At 52.7% G+C, this 18,670-nt stretch carries 17 protein-coding genes; 11 read left to right on the top strand and 6 right to left on the bottom strand.

The annotated features are described in order from the left end of the window. The first annotated feature begins 197 nt into the window (after positions 1-197). Complete coding sequence (locus tag BLP55_RS04545; protein ID WP_091141147.1) at positions 198-2,240, top strand: M13 family metallopeptidase; 2,043 nt, start codon at positions 198-200, stop codon at positions 2,238-2,240. Positions 2,241-2,319: 79 nt separating this feature from the next. Here BLP55_RS04545 and BLP55_RS04540 read toward each other — a convergent pair whose 3' ends face one another. Next, complete coding sequence (locus tag BLP55_RS04540) at positions 2,320-2,613, bottom strand: hypothetical protein (RefSeq protein WP_091141146.1); 294 nt, start codon at positions 2,611-2,613, stop codon at positions 2,320-2,322. A 171-nt stretch (positions 2,614-2,784) separates the two neighbouring features. Here BLP55_RS04540 and BLP55_RS04535 point away from each other — a divergent pair, with 171 nt between their 5' ends. The 3 genes from BLP55_RS04535 (at position 2,785) to BLP55_RS04525 (ending at position 6,133) form a co-directional block, all read left to right on the top strand. After that, positions 2,785-3,090, top strand: coding sequence for a hypothetical protein (locus BLP55_RS04535; RefSeq protein WP_091141145.1), 306 nt, complete (start codon positions 2,785-2,787; stop codon positions 3,088-3,090). A gap of 149 nt (positions 3,091-3,239) precedes the next feature. Continuing rightward, a complete protein-coding gene (locus BLP55_RS04530; RefSeq protein ID WP_091141144.1) occupies positions 3,240-4,901 on the top strand; it encodes an SBBP repeat-containing protein in 1,662 nt (553 codons plus the stop codon). A 59-nt stretch (positions 4,902-4,960) separates the two neighbouring features. Beyond that, positions 4,961-6,133, top strand: coding sequence for a helix-turn-helix domain-containing protein (locus BLP55_RS04525; protein ID WP_091141143.1), 1,173 nt, complete (start codon positions 4,961-4,963; stop codon positions 6,131-6,133). Between the two features lie 260 nt (positions 6,134-6,393). On the opposite strand, the gene BLP55_RS04515 is transcribed toward BLP55_RS04525, so the two are convergent. Further along, the gene (locus BLP55_RS04515) at positions 6,394-7,413 is read right to left on the bottom strand and encodes a tyrosine-type recombinase/integrase (protein ID WP_244503417.1); all 1,020 of its coding nucleotides are present in this window, start codon (positions 7,411-7,413) and stop codon (positions 6,394-6,396) included. Between the two features lie 106 nt (positions 7,414-7,519). Here BLP55_RS04515 and BLP55_RS04510 point away from each other — a divergent pair, with 106 nt between their 5' ends. Beyond that, complete coding sequence (locus BLP55_RS04510; RefSeq protein WP_091141141.1) at positions 7,520-8,068, top strand: very short patch repair endonuclease; 549 nt, start codon at positions 7,520-7,522, stop codon at positions 8,066-8,068. A gap of 118 nt (positions 8,069-8,186) precedes the next feature. Next, positions 8,187-8,492 carry a hypothetical protein gene (locus BLP55_RS04505; protein ID WP_091141140.1) on the top strand — a complete coding sequence of 102 codons (306 nt, stop codon included), beginning with the start codon at positions 8,187-8,189 and terminating at the stop codon, positions 8,490-8,492. A gap of 8 nt (positions 8,493-8,500) precedes the next feature. On the opposite strand, the gene BLP55_RS04500 is transcribed toward BLP55_RS04505, so the two are convergent. Genes BLP55_RS04500 through BLP55_RS04490 form a run of 3 tightly spaced genes read right to left on the bottom strand, consistent with a single transcriptional unit; the run spans position 8,501 to position 12,435 of the window. Further along, complete coding sequence (locus tag BLP55_RS04500; RefSeq protein WP_091141139.1) at positions 8,501-10,990, bottom strand: TonB-dependent receptor; 2,490 nt, start codon at positions 10,988-10,990, stop codon at positions 8,501-8,503. Next, on the bottom strand, positions 10,977-11,876 hold the full coding sequence (locus BLP55_RS04495; protein WP_091141138.1) for a FecR family protein: 900 nt from the start codon (positions 11,874-11,876) through the stop codon (positions 10,977-10,979). The genes BLP55_RS04500 and BLP55_RS04495 overlap by 14 nt, the downstream gene beginning before the upstream one ends. Before the next feature lie 43 nt (positions 11,877-11,919). Further along, the gene (locus tag BLP55_RS04490) at positions 11,920-12,435 is read right to left on the bottom strand and encodes an RNA polymerase sigma factor (RefSeq protein WP_091141137.1); all 516 of its coding nucleotides are present in this window, start codon (positions 12,433-12,435) and stop codon (positions 11,920-11,922) included. Positions 12,436-12,529: 94 nt separating this feature from the next. On the opposite strand from BLP55_RS04490, the gene BLP55_RS04485 reads away from it, so the two are divergent. The 5 genes from BLP55_RS04485 (at position 12,530) to BLP55_RS04465 (ending at position 16,608) form a co-directional block, all read left to right on the top strand. Next, positions 12,530-13,537 (top strand): hypothetical protein, encoded by a 1,008-nt coding sequence (locus BLP55_RS04485; protein ID WP_091141136.1) that lies wholly within the window; start codon positions 12,530-12,532, stop codon positions 13,535-13,537. Positions 13,538-13,673: 136 nt separating this feature from the next. Then, complete coding sequence (locus BLP55_RS04480) at positions 13,674-14,162, top strand: META domain-containing protein (RefSeq protein WP_244503416.1); 489 nt, start codon at positions 13,674-13,676, stop codon at positions 14,160-14,162. A gap of 149 nt (positions 14,163-14,311) precedes the next feature. Further along, complete coding sequence (locus BLP55_RS16955) at positions 14,312-15,226, top strand: histone protein (protein WP_170826786.1); 915 nt, start codon at positions 14,312-14,314, stop codon at positions 15,224-15,226. 95 nt (positions 15,227-15,321) lie between these two features. Further along, complete coding sequence (locus tag BLP55_RS16950) at positions 15,322-15,471, top strand: hypothetical protein (protein ID WP_170826785.1); 150 nt, start codon at positions 15,322-15,324, stop codon at positions 15,469-15,471. Positions 15,472-15,552: 81 nt separating this feature from the next. Further along, complete coding sequence (locus BLP55_RS04465; RefSeq protein ID WP_091141332.1) at positions 15,553-16,608, top strand: glycosyltransferase family 9 protein; 1,056 nt, start codon at positions 15,553-15,555, stop codon at positions 16,606-16,608. 56 nt (positions 16,609-16,664) lie between these two features. Here the strand turns inward: BLP55_RS04465 and BLP55_RS04460 are convergent, their stop codons facing one another. Continuing rightward, positions 16,665-18,647, bottom strand: a complete 1,983-nt coding sequence (locus tag BLP55_RS04460) for a glycoside hydrolase family 97 protein (RefSeq protein ID WP_091141134.1) — start codon at positions 18,645-18,647, stop codon at positions 16,665-16,667. Between the last annotated feature and the right edge of the window lie 23 nt (positions 18,648-18,670).

Genomic DNA, 18,670 nt, shown 5'->3' with positions numbered 1-18,670 from the left:
CAAGACATTCAAACACTTTGGCTTTTCAAACTCTCCGATGCCGCACTTTTAACACCCGTCGCACAACGACCCGGATGGGCCGCAAACCCAAAAACCATTATATTTGGCGGCTGTAACAAAGTGTTCCTAAAAAAGACAAACACCCAACAACCCGAAACGTACCGAGCAGTTCGGAACGTGCCGAAAAAACCATTTTTATGATCAAATACCACCACGGGCTACAGGCTTGCCTGCTCGCCGCTTCTGTCCTAGTGTTGCACTCGTGCGGCAAGTCGGACGCCAGCCAACCGATGCAATCGGGCATTCTCAAACAAAACATGGATACGCTCGTCAAACCGGGCGATAACTTTGATGCCTATGTCAACGGCGCCTGGCTCAAGAAAACGGCCATCCCTGCCGACAAGTCGTCTTATGGTGCCGCCGACATTTTGTATGACCAATCGCAGGAAGATGTGCGCGCCATCATTGAAGCGGCCGCCAAATCTGGCGGCGCCGAGGGTTCGAACGAACAAAAAATCGGCGACTTCTATGCCTCGTACATGGACCAGAAAACGCGTGACGCCAAGGGCATTTCACCCATCCAACCCGAATTCAAGGCCATCGACGCGATTGCTTCGTACACCGATCTTGCGAAATTCTTTGGCAACGCCAACCGCGACGGCAACCTGTATCCGTTCAACCTTAGCGTACAACAGGATTTCAAAAAGCCGACCGAACATGTGCTCATGACCTGGCAAAGCGGTCTTGGCTTGCCCGAGCGCGAATACTATTTGCTCACCGACGACAAATCGAAAGCCATCCGCGACAAATACCGCACCCACGTGCAGAACATGTTGACGTTGGGCCAAGTGGCCGATCCCGCAGGCTGCGCGACCAAAATACTCGCGCTCGAAACGCAGATCGCGCAGGCGCACATGAAAAAAGAAGACACGCGCAACACCGCCGCGTTGTACAATGTATACGCCACGGCCGATCTCAAGAAGCTCATGCCCGATTTCGACTGGAACACCTACCTGACCGCGGCGGGCATGCAAAACGAGAAACGCATTGTCGTGTCGCAGGTCGATTTCATCAAGTCGCTCAACAGCATCATCAAGAACACGCCGCTTGACGTGTGGAAGGTGTACCTCAAATGGGGCGTGCTCCACGGCGGGGCCAAGTCGCTCACGGCGGCCATCGACCAGGAAAACTTTTCGTTTTACGGCAAGACTTTGTACGGCATCGAGAAGCAACGCGAGCAATGGCGTCGTGCGGTAGAGACCGTCAACGGCAACCTAGGTGAAATCGTCGGCAAGGAATACGTGGCCAAACATTTCCCGCCAGAGGCCAAGGAACGCATGGTCAAACTGGTCGACAACTTGCTCAAGGCCTACGCCGAAAGCATCAAGACGCTCGATTGGATGAGCCCCGAAACCAAGAAACAGGCGCTCGAAAAGATCAAGAAATTCAACCCCAAGATTGGCTATCCCGACAAATGGCGCGACTATTCGGCGCTCAAGATCGCGAAAAATGATTTGTATGGCAACATGCAACGCGCCACGCAGTTCGAGTACCAGCGTCAATTGGACAAACTGGGCAAACCCGTCGACAAGGACGAATGGGGCATGAGCCCGCAAACGGTGAACGCGTACTACAACCCGAGTTTGAACGAGATCGTGTTCCCGGCAGCCATACTACAACCGCCTTACTTTAACCTCGCGGCAGACGATGCGGTGAACTATGGCGGTATCGGCGCGGTGATCGGACACGAAATCGGACACGGTTTTGACGACCAGGGCGCCAATTTTGATGGCGATGGCGTGATGCGCGACTGGTGGACGGCCAGCGACAAACAGGCGTTCCAGCAGCGTACGGCGGCGCTCGTCGACCAATACAACAACATCAAGGTGTTCCCCGATTTGAACGTCAACGGCCAATTCACGTTGGGCGAAAACATTGGCGATTTGGGCGGACTCAGCATCGCCATCAAGGCCTACAAGATGAGCCTCGGCGGCAAGCCTTCGCCAAAACTCGACGGATTTACGGGCGAACAACGCGTGTTTTTGGGCTGGGGCCAGGTGTGGCTCAGCAAGGACCGCGAGGAATCGCTGCGCAGCCAGGTAGCGTCGGACCCACATTCGCCGGCCAACGCGCGTGTGAACGGCACCATCAGAAACATCCCCGAGTTCTACGAAGCGTTTGGTGTGAAGCCGGGCGATTCGCTCTACATCGCGCCCGAAAAACGCGTGAAGATCTGGTAATAAAAAAAGCCCCGGGCGCAAATGCTATCCCGGGGCTACCATCAATAACCAATGACCCGTCCCGCAAGACGGGTTTTTTTTAGCTGTAGTAGACGTAAAAATTGACCGCCGCCAACAGCGTGTTGACCACAACACTTATAATCAACGTGTTGTAAATCGTGCGTGGCTTTTGTTGCGACAATACCGATCCGTTGAACAACATGGCGCTGGCCACCACCACAAACAACTGGAACAACTGCAACGGGCTGGTGCCGTTTTCGAGTACCGCCATGGCCGCGATACCGCCTATACAACTCGATAGCAGGATGCCCAAGGCGATGCTACCGTAATAACCATATTCGAACTGACTGTAAATTTTATCGTAAGTGCTCATAACTGTGTGTTTTAATTTATAGTGTAAAATTACGCCGCCTGTATCGGGCATTTTATGACTTTTGTCATGTTTGCCGAAATTGTCGGGCAAAAGCGGCCTCCAAAGTTGTAACCTTATCGGCTTTATCTGTAAACGGGTTTTTGTAACTTGAAGACTCAAATTCCAGAAGCCATGACCACCATTTTCCACGAAATTACCGAAGCCTTGGTTCGCGAAGGGTTTCAGGACCTGGCCGCAAAGAAAGCGCAGCAGGGCAAATCGCTCGACTTTAAGATTACGCCGTATTCGCTCAATACCAAACTCAGTTTTAAGTTTGACAACCTCGCCCATTTTGTCGAATTCCTGCGGCTGCACGGCATCGAAAACCTTGACGAAAAAACAGCGGCTTTGCAAACCACGCTCAACGAACTCGCGCTCGGTCCGAACGAGTTCTTTTATGTAAACTTTTTCGAGCACGGTAAGGAAACCGAAATGTAACGAATCACGTAACCCGCCGACTCACCTGAAATCTTTTTTGGCGTGTGCCTCATCAACACACCGCAAAATGCGTATCAACGGACGCATTGAGCCGCCGGAATGTTTTTTTTAGGCGTATTTCGTACCCATGTTTAATCAATCAAAAAACCATGAACAAATTTTTCCTGGCGGCGCTTTTGCTGACCTTTTCGGTAGCTGGCGCCCAAACCCTTGCCTGGGGTGGCCGTTTTGGCGGTAGTGGCGAAGACGTCGTGCTGGCCATGCACACCGATGCCCAGGGCAACACCTACACCACGGGCTATTTTACCTACACGGCAGACTTTGACCTTACCGATCAAGAATACCTGCTGACGACCAACATCGACTTCGAGATTTTTTTGCAAAAAACCGCGCCCGACGGCAGCTTGCTGTGGGCCAAAAGCATGGGCGGGCAGTTTGGCGACTACGGTACCAAAATCGCGACCGATTCTTCGGGAAACGTCTATCTGACGGGCGTATTCCAAGACACGGGCGACTTCGATCCGGGCGTTGGCGAATTCCTGCTCACGGCCACGGGAAGCCTCGATGTCTTTATCCTTAAGCTCAGCGCCAACGGCGAATTCATGTGGGCCAAGCATTTTGAAGGTACCGATTACGAGGAGTCGAACGGCATCGGTATCGACAGCCAGGACAATGTGTATGTCTCGGGGTACTTTTATGCCGAATTGGACTTTGACCCCAATGCCGGGCAACACGCCATTACCCCAAGCGCAGGCGACGGTTTTCTGGTCAAACTCACCAAGGACGGCAGCTTTATTTGGGCGCAGGCCATCGGCGGACCCGATTTTGATCTGGTCACGGGCATGCAAACCTTACCCAACGGCAATGTCTTGCTGTCGGGCAATTTCAGAGGGACGGTAGATTTCGACCCTTCGGACGGGATCGTGGAACTTTCGGCCGACAATGGCTACGACGGCATCTTCGTCTACCAAACCAACCAGGATGGCGATTTGCTCAAGGCGACCAAGGTGGCGCAGGTAGAAAATGGCGGCTACGGCCTATCGGTGGCGGGCGACAGCCAAGGCAATGTGTTCGTGACGGGCTACCTCAACGGCCAAGGCACGTTCGAGACCGCCGAAGGGACCGTCGTCATGACACCCATCGACTTTGTCAACGGCTATGTCGCCAAAATCAATACCGACGGCAGTGTAGCCTGGGCCAGACATTTGGCGGGAACGGGCGTCACTACGGGTTACATTGTAGCGGTGAACAGCCACGACGATGTACTGGTGAACGGTTATTTCAACGGAACGATGACCGTTGGCGCCATCACACTTACCGAAGAAAGCAACCTCGACACCGAGAGCTTTGTTGTCAAATTGCACAACGACGGCCAATTCGTTTGGGGCACGCACTGGGGCGGCATCAACACCGTAGACCGCTCGGCCATGAGCATTGATCCGCAGGACAACATTTTGGTGGGATCGGCATTTGAGGGCACCGTAGATTTGGATCCGGGCGCGGCCGTACTTACCGCGCAATCGGTCGATTTCCGCGACATGTTTCTGGTCAAACTCACCGACGAATCGCTGGCCGTAGCCGAGCATTCAACAAAACCACGGCTTCGCATGTATCCCAATCCCGTAACCGACAGGTTGTACATAGACGGGATCGAAGCCGCAGCAGAAAAGCAATTTGCCTTGTACGACGCCCTAGGACGCGCGGTCAAAAACGGTACGCTTTCTGCCGAAGGCATCGATACCGGCGCGCTCACCGCGGGCGTGTACCATTTGGTGACTGGCGGACAGTCGTATAAAATCATCAAGCAATAACGGCACATTTTCCGGCCATCGGTTTGTATTTCTTGCGATTATACCCTACTTTTCGGCTTATGGAAAACTGGGCGATGTTTGCAGATTTCATCCTGATTGCCGGAATGGCCTTTTTGGCCATGAGCGTGCTTTTGCTCGTCAAATCGAAGCCCACGGTAACGCGACGCTTGCTGATCGTTTTTTTTGCGAGCGCGTTTTTTTTCCTGCTTTACTACTATTCGTTCCTGCACCGTTCGCGCGTTTTGGGTGCCATAGCGGTGCTGTTCGGGCACGGTATGGGTTTTATTTTGGGCCCGATGCTGTACTTTTTGTTGCAATCGCTCGTGTTGCCGCCCGCACTTTTCCTCAAGCGTCTGTACCTGCATTTGATCCCTTATGCGCTCGTTTGGCTTTTGGTTTCGTTGCCGTTGGCGCTGAGTATCGCCACGCCGTATTGTAGGGACTTCGGCGACTGGTACGCCAACCACGACTATTGGATCAACCTGCCCGAGAATGTTTTTTTCCTGACGTACATCTATTTTTCGCTGCGATTGCACACCCGTATCGCTGGATTGGTGCGCGAGAATTCGGCGGCCGAACGCCACGATTTGAGCTGGTACCGCCATTTGTTGTGGGGGCTTGCGTTGATCGTGGTTTTCGATACGCTGTGTACTTTTTACGAATTTTATTTCCCGATGATTCCGTGGAACATTGGCACCTTGATCGCCTTTTCGTTTGTCGCGCTCTTCAGCTATCTGGGCTACAAAGGCATGTTCCAATCGCATATTCTGCTGCCCGATTTTTTGCTCAACCGATTGGAGAAGAACGAACCGACGGGCTTCGAAACAACGCCAACATCGACGCCAAAAACACCCTTGCGCGCGCTCGACGGCTATTCTGAATCTGAAATCGAAGCCTTCAAGACCAAGTTATTGCATGTGATGGAAACGCAAAAACCGTATCTCAACGAGGCGTTGGGATTGGGCGAACTCGCCGATTCGTTGGGCATCGGCACCAAGAAACTCTCCGATTTGCTGAACCAGCACTTGCACACCAATTTTTACAACTTTGTCAACGAATACCGCGTACGTGAAGTGGTCGAAAGACTGGCCACGCCCGATGCCGAGAAATACACGCTGATGGGTATCGCCTACGATTGCGGTTTCCAGTCGAAGGCGAGCTTCAACCGTATTTTTAAGCAAAAGATGGGGATGTCGCCCAGCGAATACAAGAAAAACATCCCCGCTTTTTAACCGTTATGCCAACAGCGCGATGGCGACCCATTCCAAATAAGCTTTGCCGCCACGCCATAAAAAAAAGTCCCCGAAAGGACTTTGCTCCCAAAAACGCCGGGTAGCACGACCGGATTCCGCATTAGCGCCGGCGTTGGGGTTGTCATCAACACGAACGGGTGGAAAGTGTTGGTCCCTGTTACGGCTTCCCCGACGCGCCTGACGACCCGTCATCTTTGGCTGGGATAGCGTAAAGTTACGTTTAGACGGAGCCGCATATGTTATACCATTTCATGGGTTTCTTTCAGGTTTTGTATCGATAGCGCGGCGTGCTTTTGCGCATCGAGGAGTTTGAGCGCCGGACAAACAAAGGCGTGCGGTTGCGCAACATTTCCCGTAACGGGCCGTGCGCCATACAACGTGTCGAGCGGACTGAACACGCGCTTGCGCTCGGGCTGTACCACATGCAGGTACACCATCGTGGTTTCGATACGCGAATGGCCGAGCAGTTCTTTGATGCTCACGATGTCGAGCCCGTCTTCGAGCAGGTGCGTGGCAAAAGTATGGCGCAGCGTGTGGACGCTGACGGGTTTTTGGATTCCGGCTTTGGTGGCTACTTGCCTGACGATCCACTGGATGCCGCGTTGCGAATACTTGCTGTAAAACACATTGCGGTTCGATTTGCCGTGAAACAGGTAATCCTTGGGGCGGTTCTTGCCGATGTATTCCTCGAGTAACGTCATGAGGTTTTGCGCCAGCGGAACATACCGGTCGCGCTTGCCCTTGCCCTGCCGAACGTGGAGCATCTTGCGATCGAAGTCCAAATCGACGAGCCGCAAATTGCGCACTTCCATACACCGCAAACCGCAACCGTACAAAAGCGAAAGCAGCAAACGGTGCTTGAGCCATTTGGGCGTTTCGAGCATTTTGCGCATCTCGGGCTTGCTGAGCACCACGGGCAGTTTCTTTTGGTGTTTGATGGACGGCATGGCCAGGTGCATGTGGGTCATCCCCTGCAACTTGTAGGCGTAGCGCAGGCTGTAGACGGTGAATTTGAAATAGGCTTCGCTGGCCGTGGGGAACTGGATCTTGACCTCATACAGGTAGCGTTGGATGTCTTCGAGCGAAACCTCGGTAGGCACGCATCCGAACCGAAGCGCGGCCATGGCCAAATGACGTTCGTAGCTTTTGACCAGGCTTTGGCTTTTGCCTGCGATGACGATGCTTTGCACGATGCGTTCGTGGAACTCCGTAAAGCCCGGGATCATTTGGGCGCGGGCGATAAGGGACAGTTTTTTCATGTTTTTGGTATTTAATTTTCGAGTAAAGTTACAAACCGGCCGCGTCATACCGCTTCCCGTTTGCAGGCGGCCATTTGCAAAAAAATGCGTAGTTTTAACCTGCGATATGGACAAGCTCACTCCCGCCCAACGCTCGAAACTCATGGGCAAGATCAAAGGCAAAAACACCAAGCCCGAGGTGGCGTTGGCACGGGCGCTTTGGCTTCGGGGATACCGTTACCGCAAACACAACAAGACCATTTTTGGAACCCCCGATTTGTCGTTCAAAAAAACCAAGATCGCGGTTTTTGTCGACAGTGAATTCTTTCACGGGAAGTCATGGGACGATACCGCAAAACGACCTAAATCCAATGCCGAGTTCTGGGAAAAGAAAATACTACGCAATAGGGCACGCGACCGGGAAGTCAACGCCTACCTCACCCGTCAGGGCTGGACGGTGCTGCGCTTTTGGAGCGAAGACATCAAAAAAAGTTTGCCCAAAGTGATGCGGATCATTGGCGAGGCGATCGAACAAAAGCAACGGCTGGTTCAATTCCAAGACAGTGCCGTCAAGCTGCCGTCTGGGAATTATCTGCAGATGGCCGATTGGCCGCAAGCCGCCGAACCATCATGGTCTTACGATTCGGCTCCGAAAAGAAGAAAAAAGAACCGATAACCTATTCGTTTGGTGGATATTGCGTCTCTTTAATGTAGAAATATTATAACAACCAACACAAAATCTTGCAACACCCGAAAATACAATTGCACTATTTTCGCCTTCTATCCTTGTGGCGATGAAACCAGCTCTCGAACATAACCCGTACGTTGCGCTTGAAAAAGACGAAGTGTGTATCCATTGTGGGAAGACGCACCTGCACATCGCGTTGCAAAACATCGCAAAAATCCACATCTCGAAACGCAAAAGCGGCTATCTTAGGGGATTGGTCGACCAATTGCTGCGCTCACATGAAATCCACCACAACCTCAACATCGAAACGCGCGACCATGGTGCGGTAAAAATCGCGATCAGTCCGCAGGAACGGTTTTTTTGCATCCAGTTGATCCATGTGTTGCGCGCCAAACTCAAGTCGTTGAACTGACTGCCCGCTTAGAAGTACACCTTTAATCCCGCGTTTACCGTAGCACCCAAACCCAGGACATCTACTTGTTCCAACGCGCCGTTGGCGGTATTGATCCTGTAAAACCGGGCCAATACGTTTTGATGGTCGAGCACGTTGAGCACCGAACCGCTGGCCACCAACCGCATGCCGCGCCAATCCCATCGGTGCGAAGCCGACACATTCACCTGAAAATAGTCGCCCAGGTTCTGGTTGTTGGGCCTGTCGTATACGATGGTATTTGCCGATGCATCCATACTTTGCGGCGCCGTAAATGGTGCACCTGTATGCCATTTGGTCCCGATGGCCACGCGCAACCGTTTCCATTCGTAGGTTCCGGCCCAAGCCACAGCATGCGTTAGATCAAAATTACTCCTGAACTCTTCGGGGGCCAGCGCATCGAAACTGCAACGGTTGTGGTTGTAACTGTAAGAAATCCAGCTGTAGAAACGCTTGAAGCTCTTTTGCACGAGCAACTCCGAACCCAACACGCGGTATTCGCCCAACGCATCGGTGTATTCGAACTGGTTGCGAAAACCCTGACTGTGTGCGGTAATCCCCGAAACGCGTTTGTAAAAATTATCGAGCGTCACCAGCCAGCGGTTGTACTGATAGGTCAACCCGAGCGATGCCTGCGTGCTTTTTTGCAACGGTACGTTCGTTTGGTTGGCCAGCACCCATCGGCGTTTTTCGATCCCCAGAAAATCCTGCTGACGGTCGATCACCTGCGAAAGCGATTGGCTTTTTTGCTCGGCCAGCACTTCGAGCTTTACTTTGGACGACAACACCTGTGTAAACGCCAAACGTGGCTCGATGCGCAACAACCCGAACTTTTCGAAATAGTTGCCCCGCAATCCTACGTTGAGCAAACGCTTTCCCGAATCCGATGCAAAAGTGCCTTCGACCACCCCGACGTGCGTGGCGGCAAATTGTTTGTCCTGCCTTGAAAATGAGGGTTCGTTGACCGCATCGGCATTTTCCAGTTCGATGGCGTCAAACTGATAACCCGCGCCCACCGAATGGTTGCCGAAAAGGTAGGTATGCCGCAAACGAAGCCCGCCATTGGTCACGCGGTTGCGCTGCCACGTCATTTGCCCCGCGGTAAAATCTTCGGAGTCGGCGTGCAAATCGTACCACGACACATGGGCTTGGATTTCCGATTGGTGCCTTGCATCCCAATTGGTTTTCCACTGTATGCTTCCGCCAAAATTGCGTTGCTTCAAATCGCTTTCCTTTTCGCCTGTCAAGGCGGCTTCTTCGATGATGACGCTGTTCTCGATCCCGATTCCGTCGACAATCAGTTCGTGCCGATCGCCGATGACCTGGTGGTATTGCAGCGAAAAATCGAAGAAATAAAAATCGGTGTCCACATCGAGCCGGGCCGTTTGCGCCTGTGCCCAATCGGTGACGGGCGTTTGCTGGAACACGCGGTCTTGGTATCGACGAAAAGTGGGCGAAGTGAAAATATCGGTAAACGTCCTGCGCCCACTGCCCAACAAAGTGGCGTTCTTGGACAGCCGAATTTTCGAGTAGAAGTTGGCGTTGAGCATGTCTACCCCAATCACGTGGTAACAACTGTCGCGGACCGAGGTGTGCGACGACACATCGACCAACGACGAAACGCTCTCGCCAAAAAAAGCCGAACTTCCGTTCTTGGACAACGTGATCTTGGTGGCCAACAACGGATTGAAAGCCGACATCAATCCAAAGAAATGACCTGTTTGGAATACGCGTATACCGTTCCACAAAAACAGGTTCTGGTCGTGCGTACCACCGCGTACATTGATGTTCGATACCGTTTCGTCTATGCTGCCGATGCCCGGCACCTGTTGCATGGCCTGCAAAATATCGGGGTCGGTGAGTCCAGGCAATATCCCGAATTTGCCGGGTCTGACCACCACGCTGCCCGACGGCTCCTTCGAGATACCGGTGGCGAGGTAGCGTTCGGCAACCACTTCCTGCAACACTTCAGCCACGGCGTTGAGCGCGATTTGCGGACAATCGGTACGGTAAAGCGCTTGCGCACGAAAGACGCGGCCTTGATAGCTCAGGTGTTTGATCTGGATGTCGTGCGGGGTCAGTTCGGGGAGCTCAAAATAGCCTTGGGCATCGGAACTTACCGTCACGCCTTGGGTACTCACGGCCGCATTTTCGATGGGTTTCCCAGTTTGGGCATCTATCAGGTAGCCGCACAGGGGCTTGTCCATCCGTTTGTCGTTGTAAACCATGTAGTAGCCCTGCGTCACCTGCTTGATCATGAGTCTGGTATGGCGGGTGATGTAGTCGAGTTTTTCTTCGAGCGGCATTTCTTTGGCCGGCGGTTCAAGCCGGTACACGACCAGCTCTTCGTCGATGTAGCTGAAACGCACATGGTGTCGGGCCGCCAAATCCTCGAAAAGTTGCTTGAGCGGTTGGTCCGATTGCGCAAAACAACACACCGGCAACAAAATCAGCCACAACAATAGTTTACGGACGGTCATCGGCAGCGGTCAAGGTAATCGCCTTTTCGGTTTTGGTTTGCTTGAGGTGGAACGTCGCGCAAACAATCTGCAACGCCGCATCGATATTGTCGCCCGGCAACACACCCGAAAACAATTGGGTTGATTGGTGCCCGAGGTTGATCTTGACGCCGTAATGTCTTTGGATTTCGGCCACCACGTCGGCAAGGCTGTGTTGGTTGAACACGAGTTCGTCCTGCAACCAGGCGGGCCCGGCGGCATCGGTTTTTGACCGCCATATACGTGAACCGTCGATGGCAATTTGCTCACCGCGCGCGAGTATCGCTTCGGATTCGTGGAAGGTCACCAACACGCGACCTTCGTAACAGGCCACTTCCATACGGTTGCCGCGCTGTCGGACGTTGAATTGTGTACCCAGCACCGACACGGCGCCGCGCTCGGTCAAAACGGTGAACTTTTTGCCTTTGGCGACCTTAAAATAGGCTTCTCCGTCGAGCAATACGCCGCGGTCATTTTCCCAGTTCCAGGTGGCGTAACTGGCCGTCGATCCCGCATTGAGCTGAACTTGCGACTGGTCGGGCAAGACAAAAGCCAAAGTTTGCCCCGCTGCGGCCGTTTGCGTCGTTGGGGCGAACCATGCCGCCGCCACACCCAACAATACCACAACTGCCGCCGCGACCTGCACCCAACGGCGGCGGTACAGCGGGATCGTTTTGGGCGATGCTTTTTCATGGGCCAAAACTTCATGGAGCATCTTGTTGGCATCGAACTGCGGCGAGGCGATTCGGTCAAGGTTTTCGCGAATGCGCACGTAGTTGTCGTATTTCGGATCCTTTTGCAACGCATCGAGCTCGTCTGCGTCGAGTTCGCCCGCGAGCCATCGCGCCAATTGGGTATCGTTGTCCATGTTAAGCCTATTTGTTGTGTTGACAAATGCAGGGCAAAAAACCCTACCTGAAATTTTCGATTTGTGACTCGAGCGACACCAGCGCCCCGTGGATCCTTTTCTCTACGGCCTTCATGCTGATGCCAAGCATTTCGGCTATTTCCCTGTATTTCTTGCCTTCGACGCGGTTGAGCAGCAAAGCCTCACGTTGGGCAGGGGTCAATCCGTTGAGCGCGCGTTCGAGCTTTTGCTGGAACTCGTCCTGTTCGATCAAGAATTCCGGGCTCACATGATCGGCGGTGCTTTCGTTTTTTTGCTGCGCGTATTGCAGCGCCACCTTTTGGCTGGCCGCGTGGTTGATCGATGCATTGCGGGCCACTTTGTATACGAAGGCCTTGGGGTGCTGGACCTCGGCACAATGCTGCCACAGTTTGACGAAGGCGTCCTGCGCAATATCGTCGGCGGCATCGGCATCGCCAAAACGAAAATACAAAAAGTTGCGCAGCGCCTTGACGTGCGTCTGAAAAAACCGCGTAAACACAGGTTCGTCGCAGATTCCTTTCTTTTCGGATGGTTCCATGGAGGTGCAAATATGGCGATGAAAGTAGTAAATTTTTTTTTCGATGGTAGGGAAGAGTCCAGAAATTTTGTCTTACTCCCGAAAACCGAAAACCATGAGAACGTTTGTCGCTTATTTGTTGTTTTTGCTTTGCGCATCTTGCGGAAGCGATTCGCTCGAGGTCAACCGACCCGCCGATAAAGACTGGAACAACAACGCCTCGCTCAAGAACAAACTGATGCGTATGGCGCAATATGAGACCGCAGCCGATAACATTGTGGACGGTACGAGCGGCTTTGCGATTCTTTGTCCGTATGCGGTAGTGGCCAACGACCAATGGGTGCAGGTTGACGACCCCTCGGCTTACAGCCAGATAAGAGCGATTTTTGCCGCCAGCGCGAACAATACCGACATTGTCGAAATCCAGTTTCCTGTCACGGTCGTTTTCCCCGATTACAGCCAGCAAGCGGTGTCATCGCAAACGCAATTCGATGCGGTCAAGGCGCTGGCGCATCCGTCGGTTGAGTTGTCTTGCCTGGCTTTTGCCTATCCGCTGCAAATCAAGACCTACGACACCGTCAGCCAGACGGCACAAACCGTAACCCTGGCCAGCAAACCTGCGCTGTATCAGTTTGTGAAAACCCAAAGGACCACGGTGCTCGTCGCGCCGAATTACCCCGTGACGGTATTTGACCCCAACGGCCAACCGATCCAAGTGACAAATACGGCTGGGCTCGAAGCGCTCATCGACGACTTTACGGTCGACTGTTTGAACGCCGTGCACCAGAACCCGTCGACGTTCGAAGAAATCCTGACACAAGGGACATGGTTTGTTTCTTACTTTTTCAGAGAAGCCGATTTGACCGCCGACTATGCCGGCTATGACTTTGCGTTCCAAACCAACGGCAACGCAACCGCCATCAGCGCATCGGCTAATGTGAACGGGAATTGGGTGAGCTACGACGATGAGGGTGTGCGCAAAGTACAATTTACATTCAGCGGGTCGGCACTTGACGAACTGGACGAATCATGGACGGTAACGGCTTTTGACCCCAATCAAATCGAGATGGTTTATGAGAGTGGCGGCAGCGGCACGCGCTATTTTACCCTGACGCGCAACTGATGAAACTTTTTAAATACCATCCGAGCAAAAACCTGCGGGGTTATTACCTCAACCAGATTCTCATTTGGGCGATCATCATCCTCTTAATATGGCTTTTCACGCAACAAAATATTATCAACCTTAAATTTTAAATGTTATGAAAACGATCAAACTTTTACCGATCCTTTTTGCCTTGATGACGCTGACCATGGCGTCGACCTGCGATTCCGATGACGACAACAATTGGACAAATCCTAACCAAAACAATGTTTCGATTGCCCAAGTGCGCAACACCGCACAGGACGGCTCGTGGCGTGTCGTCTATTTTTATGACACCGACCATGAAAACACCAATCACTTCACGAACTACGGTTTCACTTTTGGTCAGGACGGCACCCTCACGGCGACCAACGGCACCAACACCTACACCGGGTCATGGTCTGTCACTAACAGCCACAGCGGGGACGACGACAGCGGCCACAACAGCAGCGACGTAGATTTCAACATCGGTTTTTCGACGCCGGCCAATTTTGCCGAACTGACCGAGGACTGGCACATTGTGACCTACTCGGCGACGCGCATCGAACTCATCCACGTGAGCGGTGGTAACGGCGGCACGGACCATCTGATCTTCGAAAAGAATTAGCGAGGTGTTCGTTGGTCCCGATTCTTTGTGCGCTGTCTAACTTTTTACATTTGATTTGAAAGATTTTTTGTATTTTGCGTTTGACGAATTGTTAACATTGGCGAATATGTTAAAATGTTAACTTTGCTCACTAAACCAAAGCTACATCTATGAAGCAGCCAGAAAAAAAAGTCGGGGCCAATACCACCAACACATCGGGCCCGGCCAAACCAGTCAAAGCCAAGGCGGCTGTAACGCCTAAGGCGGCTCCGAAAAAGACCACCACGCCAAAAGCCACTGTGGCAAAAAGTGCGGCGGTAGTCAAGAAAGCACCTGTAAGAAAACCAATCGCCAAGACCGCGCCAACAACGACAGCCGACAAACCGGCCGCCGTTACCGCAGCAAATACAACGGCAAAACCCGCAGCGACGAAAAAGCCCGTTGCGGCCAAAAAAGCGCCCGTAAACAAACCGGTCGCGAAAGCTACGGCAACGACTCCTGCAAAGAAACCGGCCACGGTTACCGCAACAACGGCAAAACCAACGGCGGTCAAAAAAGCACCTGCGAAAAAACCGGTCGCGAAAGCTACGGCAACAACCCCTGCAAAGAAACCGGCAACGGTTACCGCAGCAACGGCAAAACCAGCGGCGGCCAAAAAAGCGCCTGCGAAAAAACCAACCGCTACTACTGCACCAAAGACACCCGTAAAACGTGTGGCCGCAACCAAAACGACAGCCAAGCCGGCAGCAAAAAGAGCACCGGTACGCACGGTTACCGCCGCCAAACCATCGGCAGAAAAGACGGTCGTGACGCCAACGGTTGCTTTGGAAAGCGCCGCGGCTTCGGAATTGCTCAAGGCACGTCGCCCGCAGCCTGTACTCGGTTCTAAGAAAGAAAAGGACTTGAAAAAGGAAAAAGAGAAGGCGCAGAAAGAAAAACAAAAAGCCAAAGACAAGGCCAAAAAGAAAAAAGAAAAAGAAAAGCAAAAGGCCAAGGAGAAAGCCAAAAAAGACAAGAAAAAAGCCAAAGAGAAAGCCAAGAAGGCCAAATCTAAAAAAGACAAGAAAAAAAATAAAAAGAAGTAACCAAAGCCCGGATTCGTCCGGGTTTTCTTTTGCCCAAAATTAACGCAGCGCTAACCTTGCCGTAACGCAATGCGGTTACTTTTACCTAAAAAAACATGAACTGGCCTGTCATCATCGTCACCGTCGTTATTGTTGTCGTACTTATTTTCTTGATCATCAAGCAGAACAAGAAAGATGAAAAAGAGTGGGTAGACGAACTCAACAACGACTACCGCAAAGAGGACGAAGACGAACCGGAGTTGTAGTGCGTCGAACCCAAAAAAGTCCTTTTTTAGTCGGCGGTGCGCGCCATATTTACGTACTTTGTGTTTTTGACCGACGATAAAATGGCAAAATTCATCAAAATCAACCTCGTCCGCCGACGCATCATGCAAGGCTTGATGCGCAACGTGGGCCAATCGCGTACCGATGGCGTGTTAGAAGATCCCTCGACGATCAAAAACGTGCTCATTTGCAGGCCCAACGACCGACTTGGCAACTTGTTGCTCATTACGCCATTGATCCAGGAAATCCAATCGACTTTCCCAAATGCCAAGATCGACTTGTTTGTACGCGGCGGCGTAGCACCCCTTGTTTTTGAAGGCTATGACTGTGTCGATCGCATACTGATGCTGCCCAAAAGACCATTCAGCCACCTGCCTACTTACTTTGGAAAGTGGTTTTCGTTGCGCAAGAAAAACTATGATCTGGCCATCAATGTCGAAAGCAATTCGTCGTCGGGAAGACTATCGACGCTACTGACCCACGCGCGCTTCAAGTCGCTTGGCGAAACCGAACTCGAGGCCAGCGTTTACCCCGATGCGGTGCACATCGCCAAGTCGCCCATTTATCATTTGCGGCATTATCTCGAACAACTCGGATTGCCCAAGAACAACAACCCCATACCGCCGCTCGACCTCAAACTCAGCGATGCCGAATATGCGCACGGCAAAGAACTGCTGCAAAACCTGACCGGGAATTCGCGCAAAACCATCTGCATCTTTACGTTCGCCACGGGCAACAAATGTTACCCCAAGGACTGGTGGGCCAACTGTTATGCAAAGCTCAAAGAACAATTCCCCGATTGCAACATCGTCGAGATCCTGCCCATGCACAACGAATCGCAGATCGATTTTGCCGCGCCGTCTTTTTACAGCAAAGATGTCCGCGAAATGGCGTCGTTTTTATCGCAAGTCGATGTGTTCATTGGGGCCGACAGCGGCATCGTACACCTTTCGGCATCGTCGGGCGCGCCTACCGTGGGTTTGTTTTGGGTGACCAACATCAACAAATATGCGCCTTACGGACGTGGCAGCTTTGGCGTGAACACCAACGACACGCCTTTGGAACAATGGATTTCCCGCGTTGGCGAGGTGCTCGGATCGGCACGTCCTACCGCATAAAAAAACGGGGCATACACCCCGTTCCAAACTTCAAACATTAACCCAATTGGTCGGTACTAGTCGATGCGCGAGAATTTGATCGCAGCGCCGCCGGCCGGGGCGAGCGGTAAATCCAACACGGTTTTGTGGTCGACGGTTTGTTTGGCGATCGTAACCGGATACGGATTGGTCTGGTAGTCGGCACCGGGTCCGTCGGTATAGAGTTCTGCCGTGTATTTCTTGCCTGGTTCAAGGAACGACAAATCGACTTTGAGGGTACGCGCATCGCGGTTGGTGATCGCGCCCAAATACCAATTCTTTCCGTCCCAGTCCTTACGGGCAATGGCTACGTACTCGCCGATCTTGGCATCGAGCGGATGCGTTTCAGACCACTTGCATGGCACGTCCTGTATGAACTTGAATTCGGGCTTGCCGATGTAATTCTCGGGCAAATCCGACGCCATTTGCAACGGGCTGTGGATGATCACGTACAGCGCGAGCTGGTTGGCCAACGTGGTTTGCACCTTGGCGCCTTGCGGCAGCTTGTAGTCGAACCCGAAATTGCCCGGCGTATAATCGAACGGCCCCGACAACATACGCGTAAACGGCAGCGTCGTGAGGTGTTCGGGCGTGTTGCCGCCATCGGTAGACCAGGCGTTGTATTCCTGCCCGCGACCGCCTTCCTGCGTCATCAAATTGGGCCAGGTGCGCTGCAACCCGGTGCCTTTAACGGGCTCGTGGTTGTCGATCATGATGTGGTATTTGGCCGCGGTCTCGATAACCTTTCGGTAATGGCGCACACCGTATTGGCTGTCGTGCCACTCTTTTTTGTCGAGGTATTTGTTGACATATCCCGTCTTGACGGCATTGACACCGAGTCGGTTGTACAACTTGTAGGCGTCCTCGAGCTGGCGCTCATAATTTTGGGTAGCGCCCGCGGTTTCGTGGTGCCCAATAAGCCGCACGTTTTTCATCGCCGCGTACTTGGTCACTTCTTCGAGATCGAAATCGGGATAGGCCTTGGTGAAACTGAACACCGAACCGTCGGCGGTCCAATCGCCGTCCCATCCGAAGTTCCATCCTTCTACGAGGATGCCGTCGAGATCGTGATTGGCCGCAAAATCGATGTACCGTTTTGTATTGGCCGTGGTCGCGCCATGCTTCGGACCCTGTCCCCAGGTGTACTGTTCGAGGTGCATGCCCCACCAGATGCCCGCGTATTTAGAGGTTTCGATCCACGAAGTATCGTCGATCTTGGACGGTTCATTGAGGTTGAGCATGAGCGTCGATGTGACCAAATCGCCCGGTTTCGTACCTACGACAACCGTACGCCACGGGGTTACAAACGGCGTCTCGGCATACACCTTTACGCCATCGGCCCATGGAACGAGGTCGCTTTTGTAGCGGTTCCCATCGGTCTTGAGCAACGTCATCGATGCAAAATCGGTCAAATTGGCCTCGTGCACCGCCACAAAAAGTTGGTCCTTGGTCTCGAACGTGGCCGGTGTGTTGATCGTATCGGTCTGGCTCATGCGCGACTTTTTGTAGGTGCTCTCATAATAGCTGTTGTCGCGGTGTACGGGTATCGACCAAACGTCGTGGTCTTGCGTAAAGGTAAATTGCGTCACCTCGTTCGAAATCTTGACCTTGCCCAATTTGGGTTGTTTCGGGAACGAATAACGGAACCCGAGCCCGTCGTCGAACAGACGGAAAACAAGATCAACCAAACGCTTGTCGCCCGATTTTTCCTGTAGGTGTACGATGAGTTCGTTGTGGCGGTCGCGCACCTTTTTGAATTCGCCCCACGGTTGGTCCCAAGTGTAGTCGACCGTTTTGTTTTCGGTACCGATGACCTTGAAATTCTCGGTCATCTTTTGGATCTCCTGGAACTCGAAACCCAACAACGACGGCGCGATGACCGTCTTGCCGTTGGTGGCAAATTGGTACTGCGGTTGGCCCGATGCCGTCAAATCAAAAACGAGTTGGTGGTTGCGGCTCGGCGAAGCCAACGTATATTTTTTTTGTGAACTGCATGATGACGTCGCCAAAACAAGCGCCATACAAACAGGGTATAAGATGGATT

Origin of the sequence: Flavobacterium caeni (genome assembly GCF_900101895.1) — a bacterium.
GTDB classification, from domain to species: Bacteria; Bacteroidota; Bacteroidia; order Flavobacteriales; family Flavobacteriaceae; genus Flavobacterium; species Flavobacterium caeni.
This window is presented reverse-complemented; position numbering and strand designations above follow the sequence as displayed.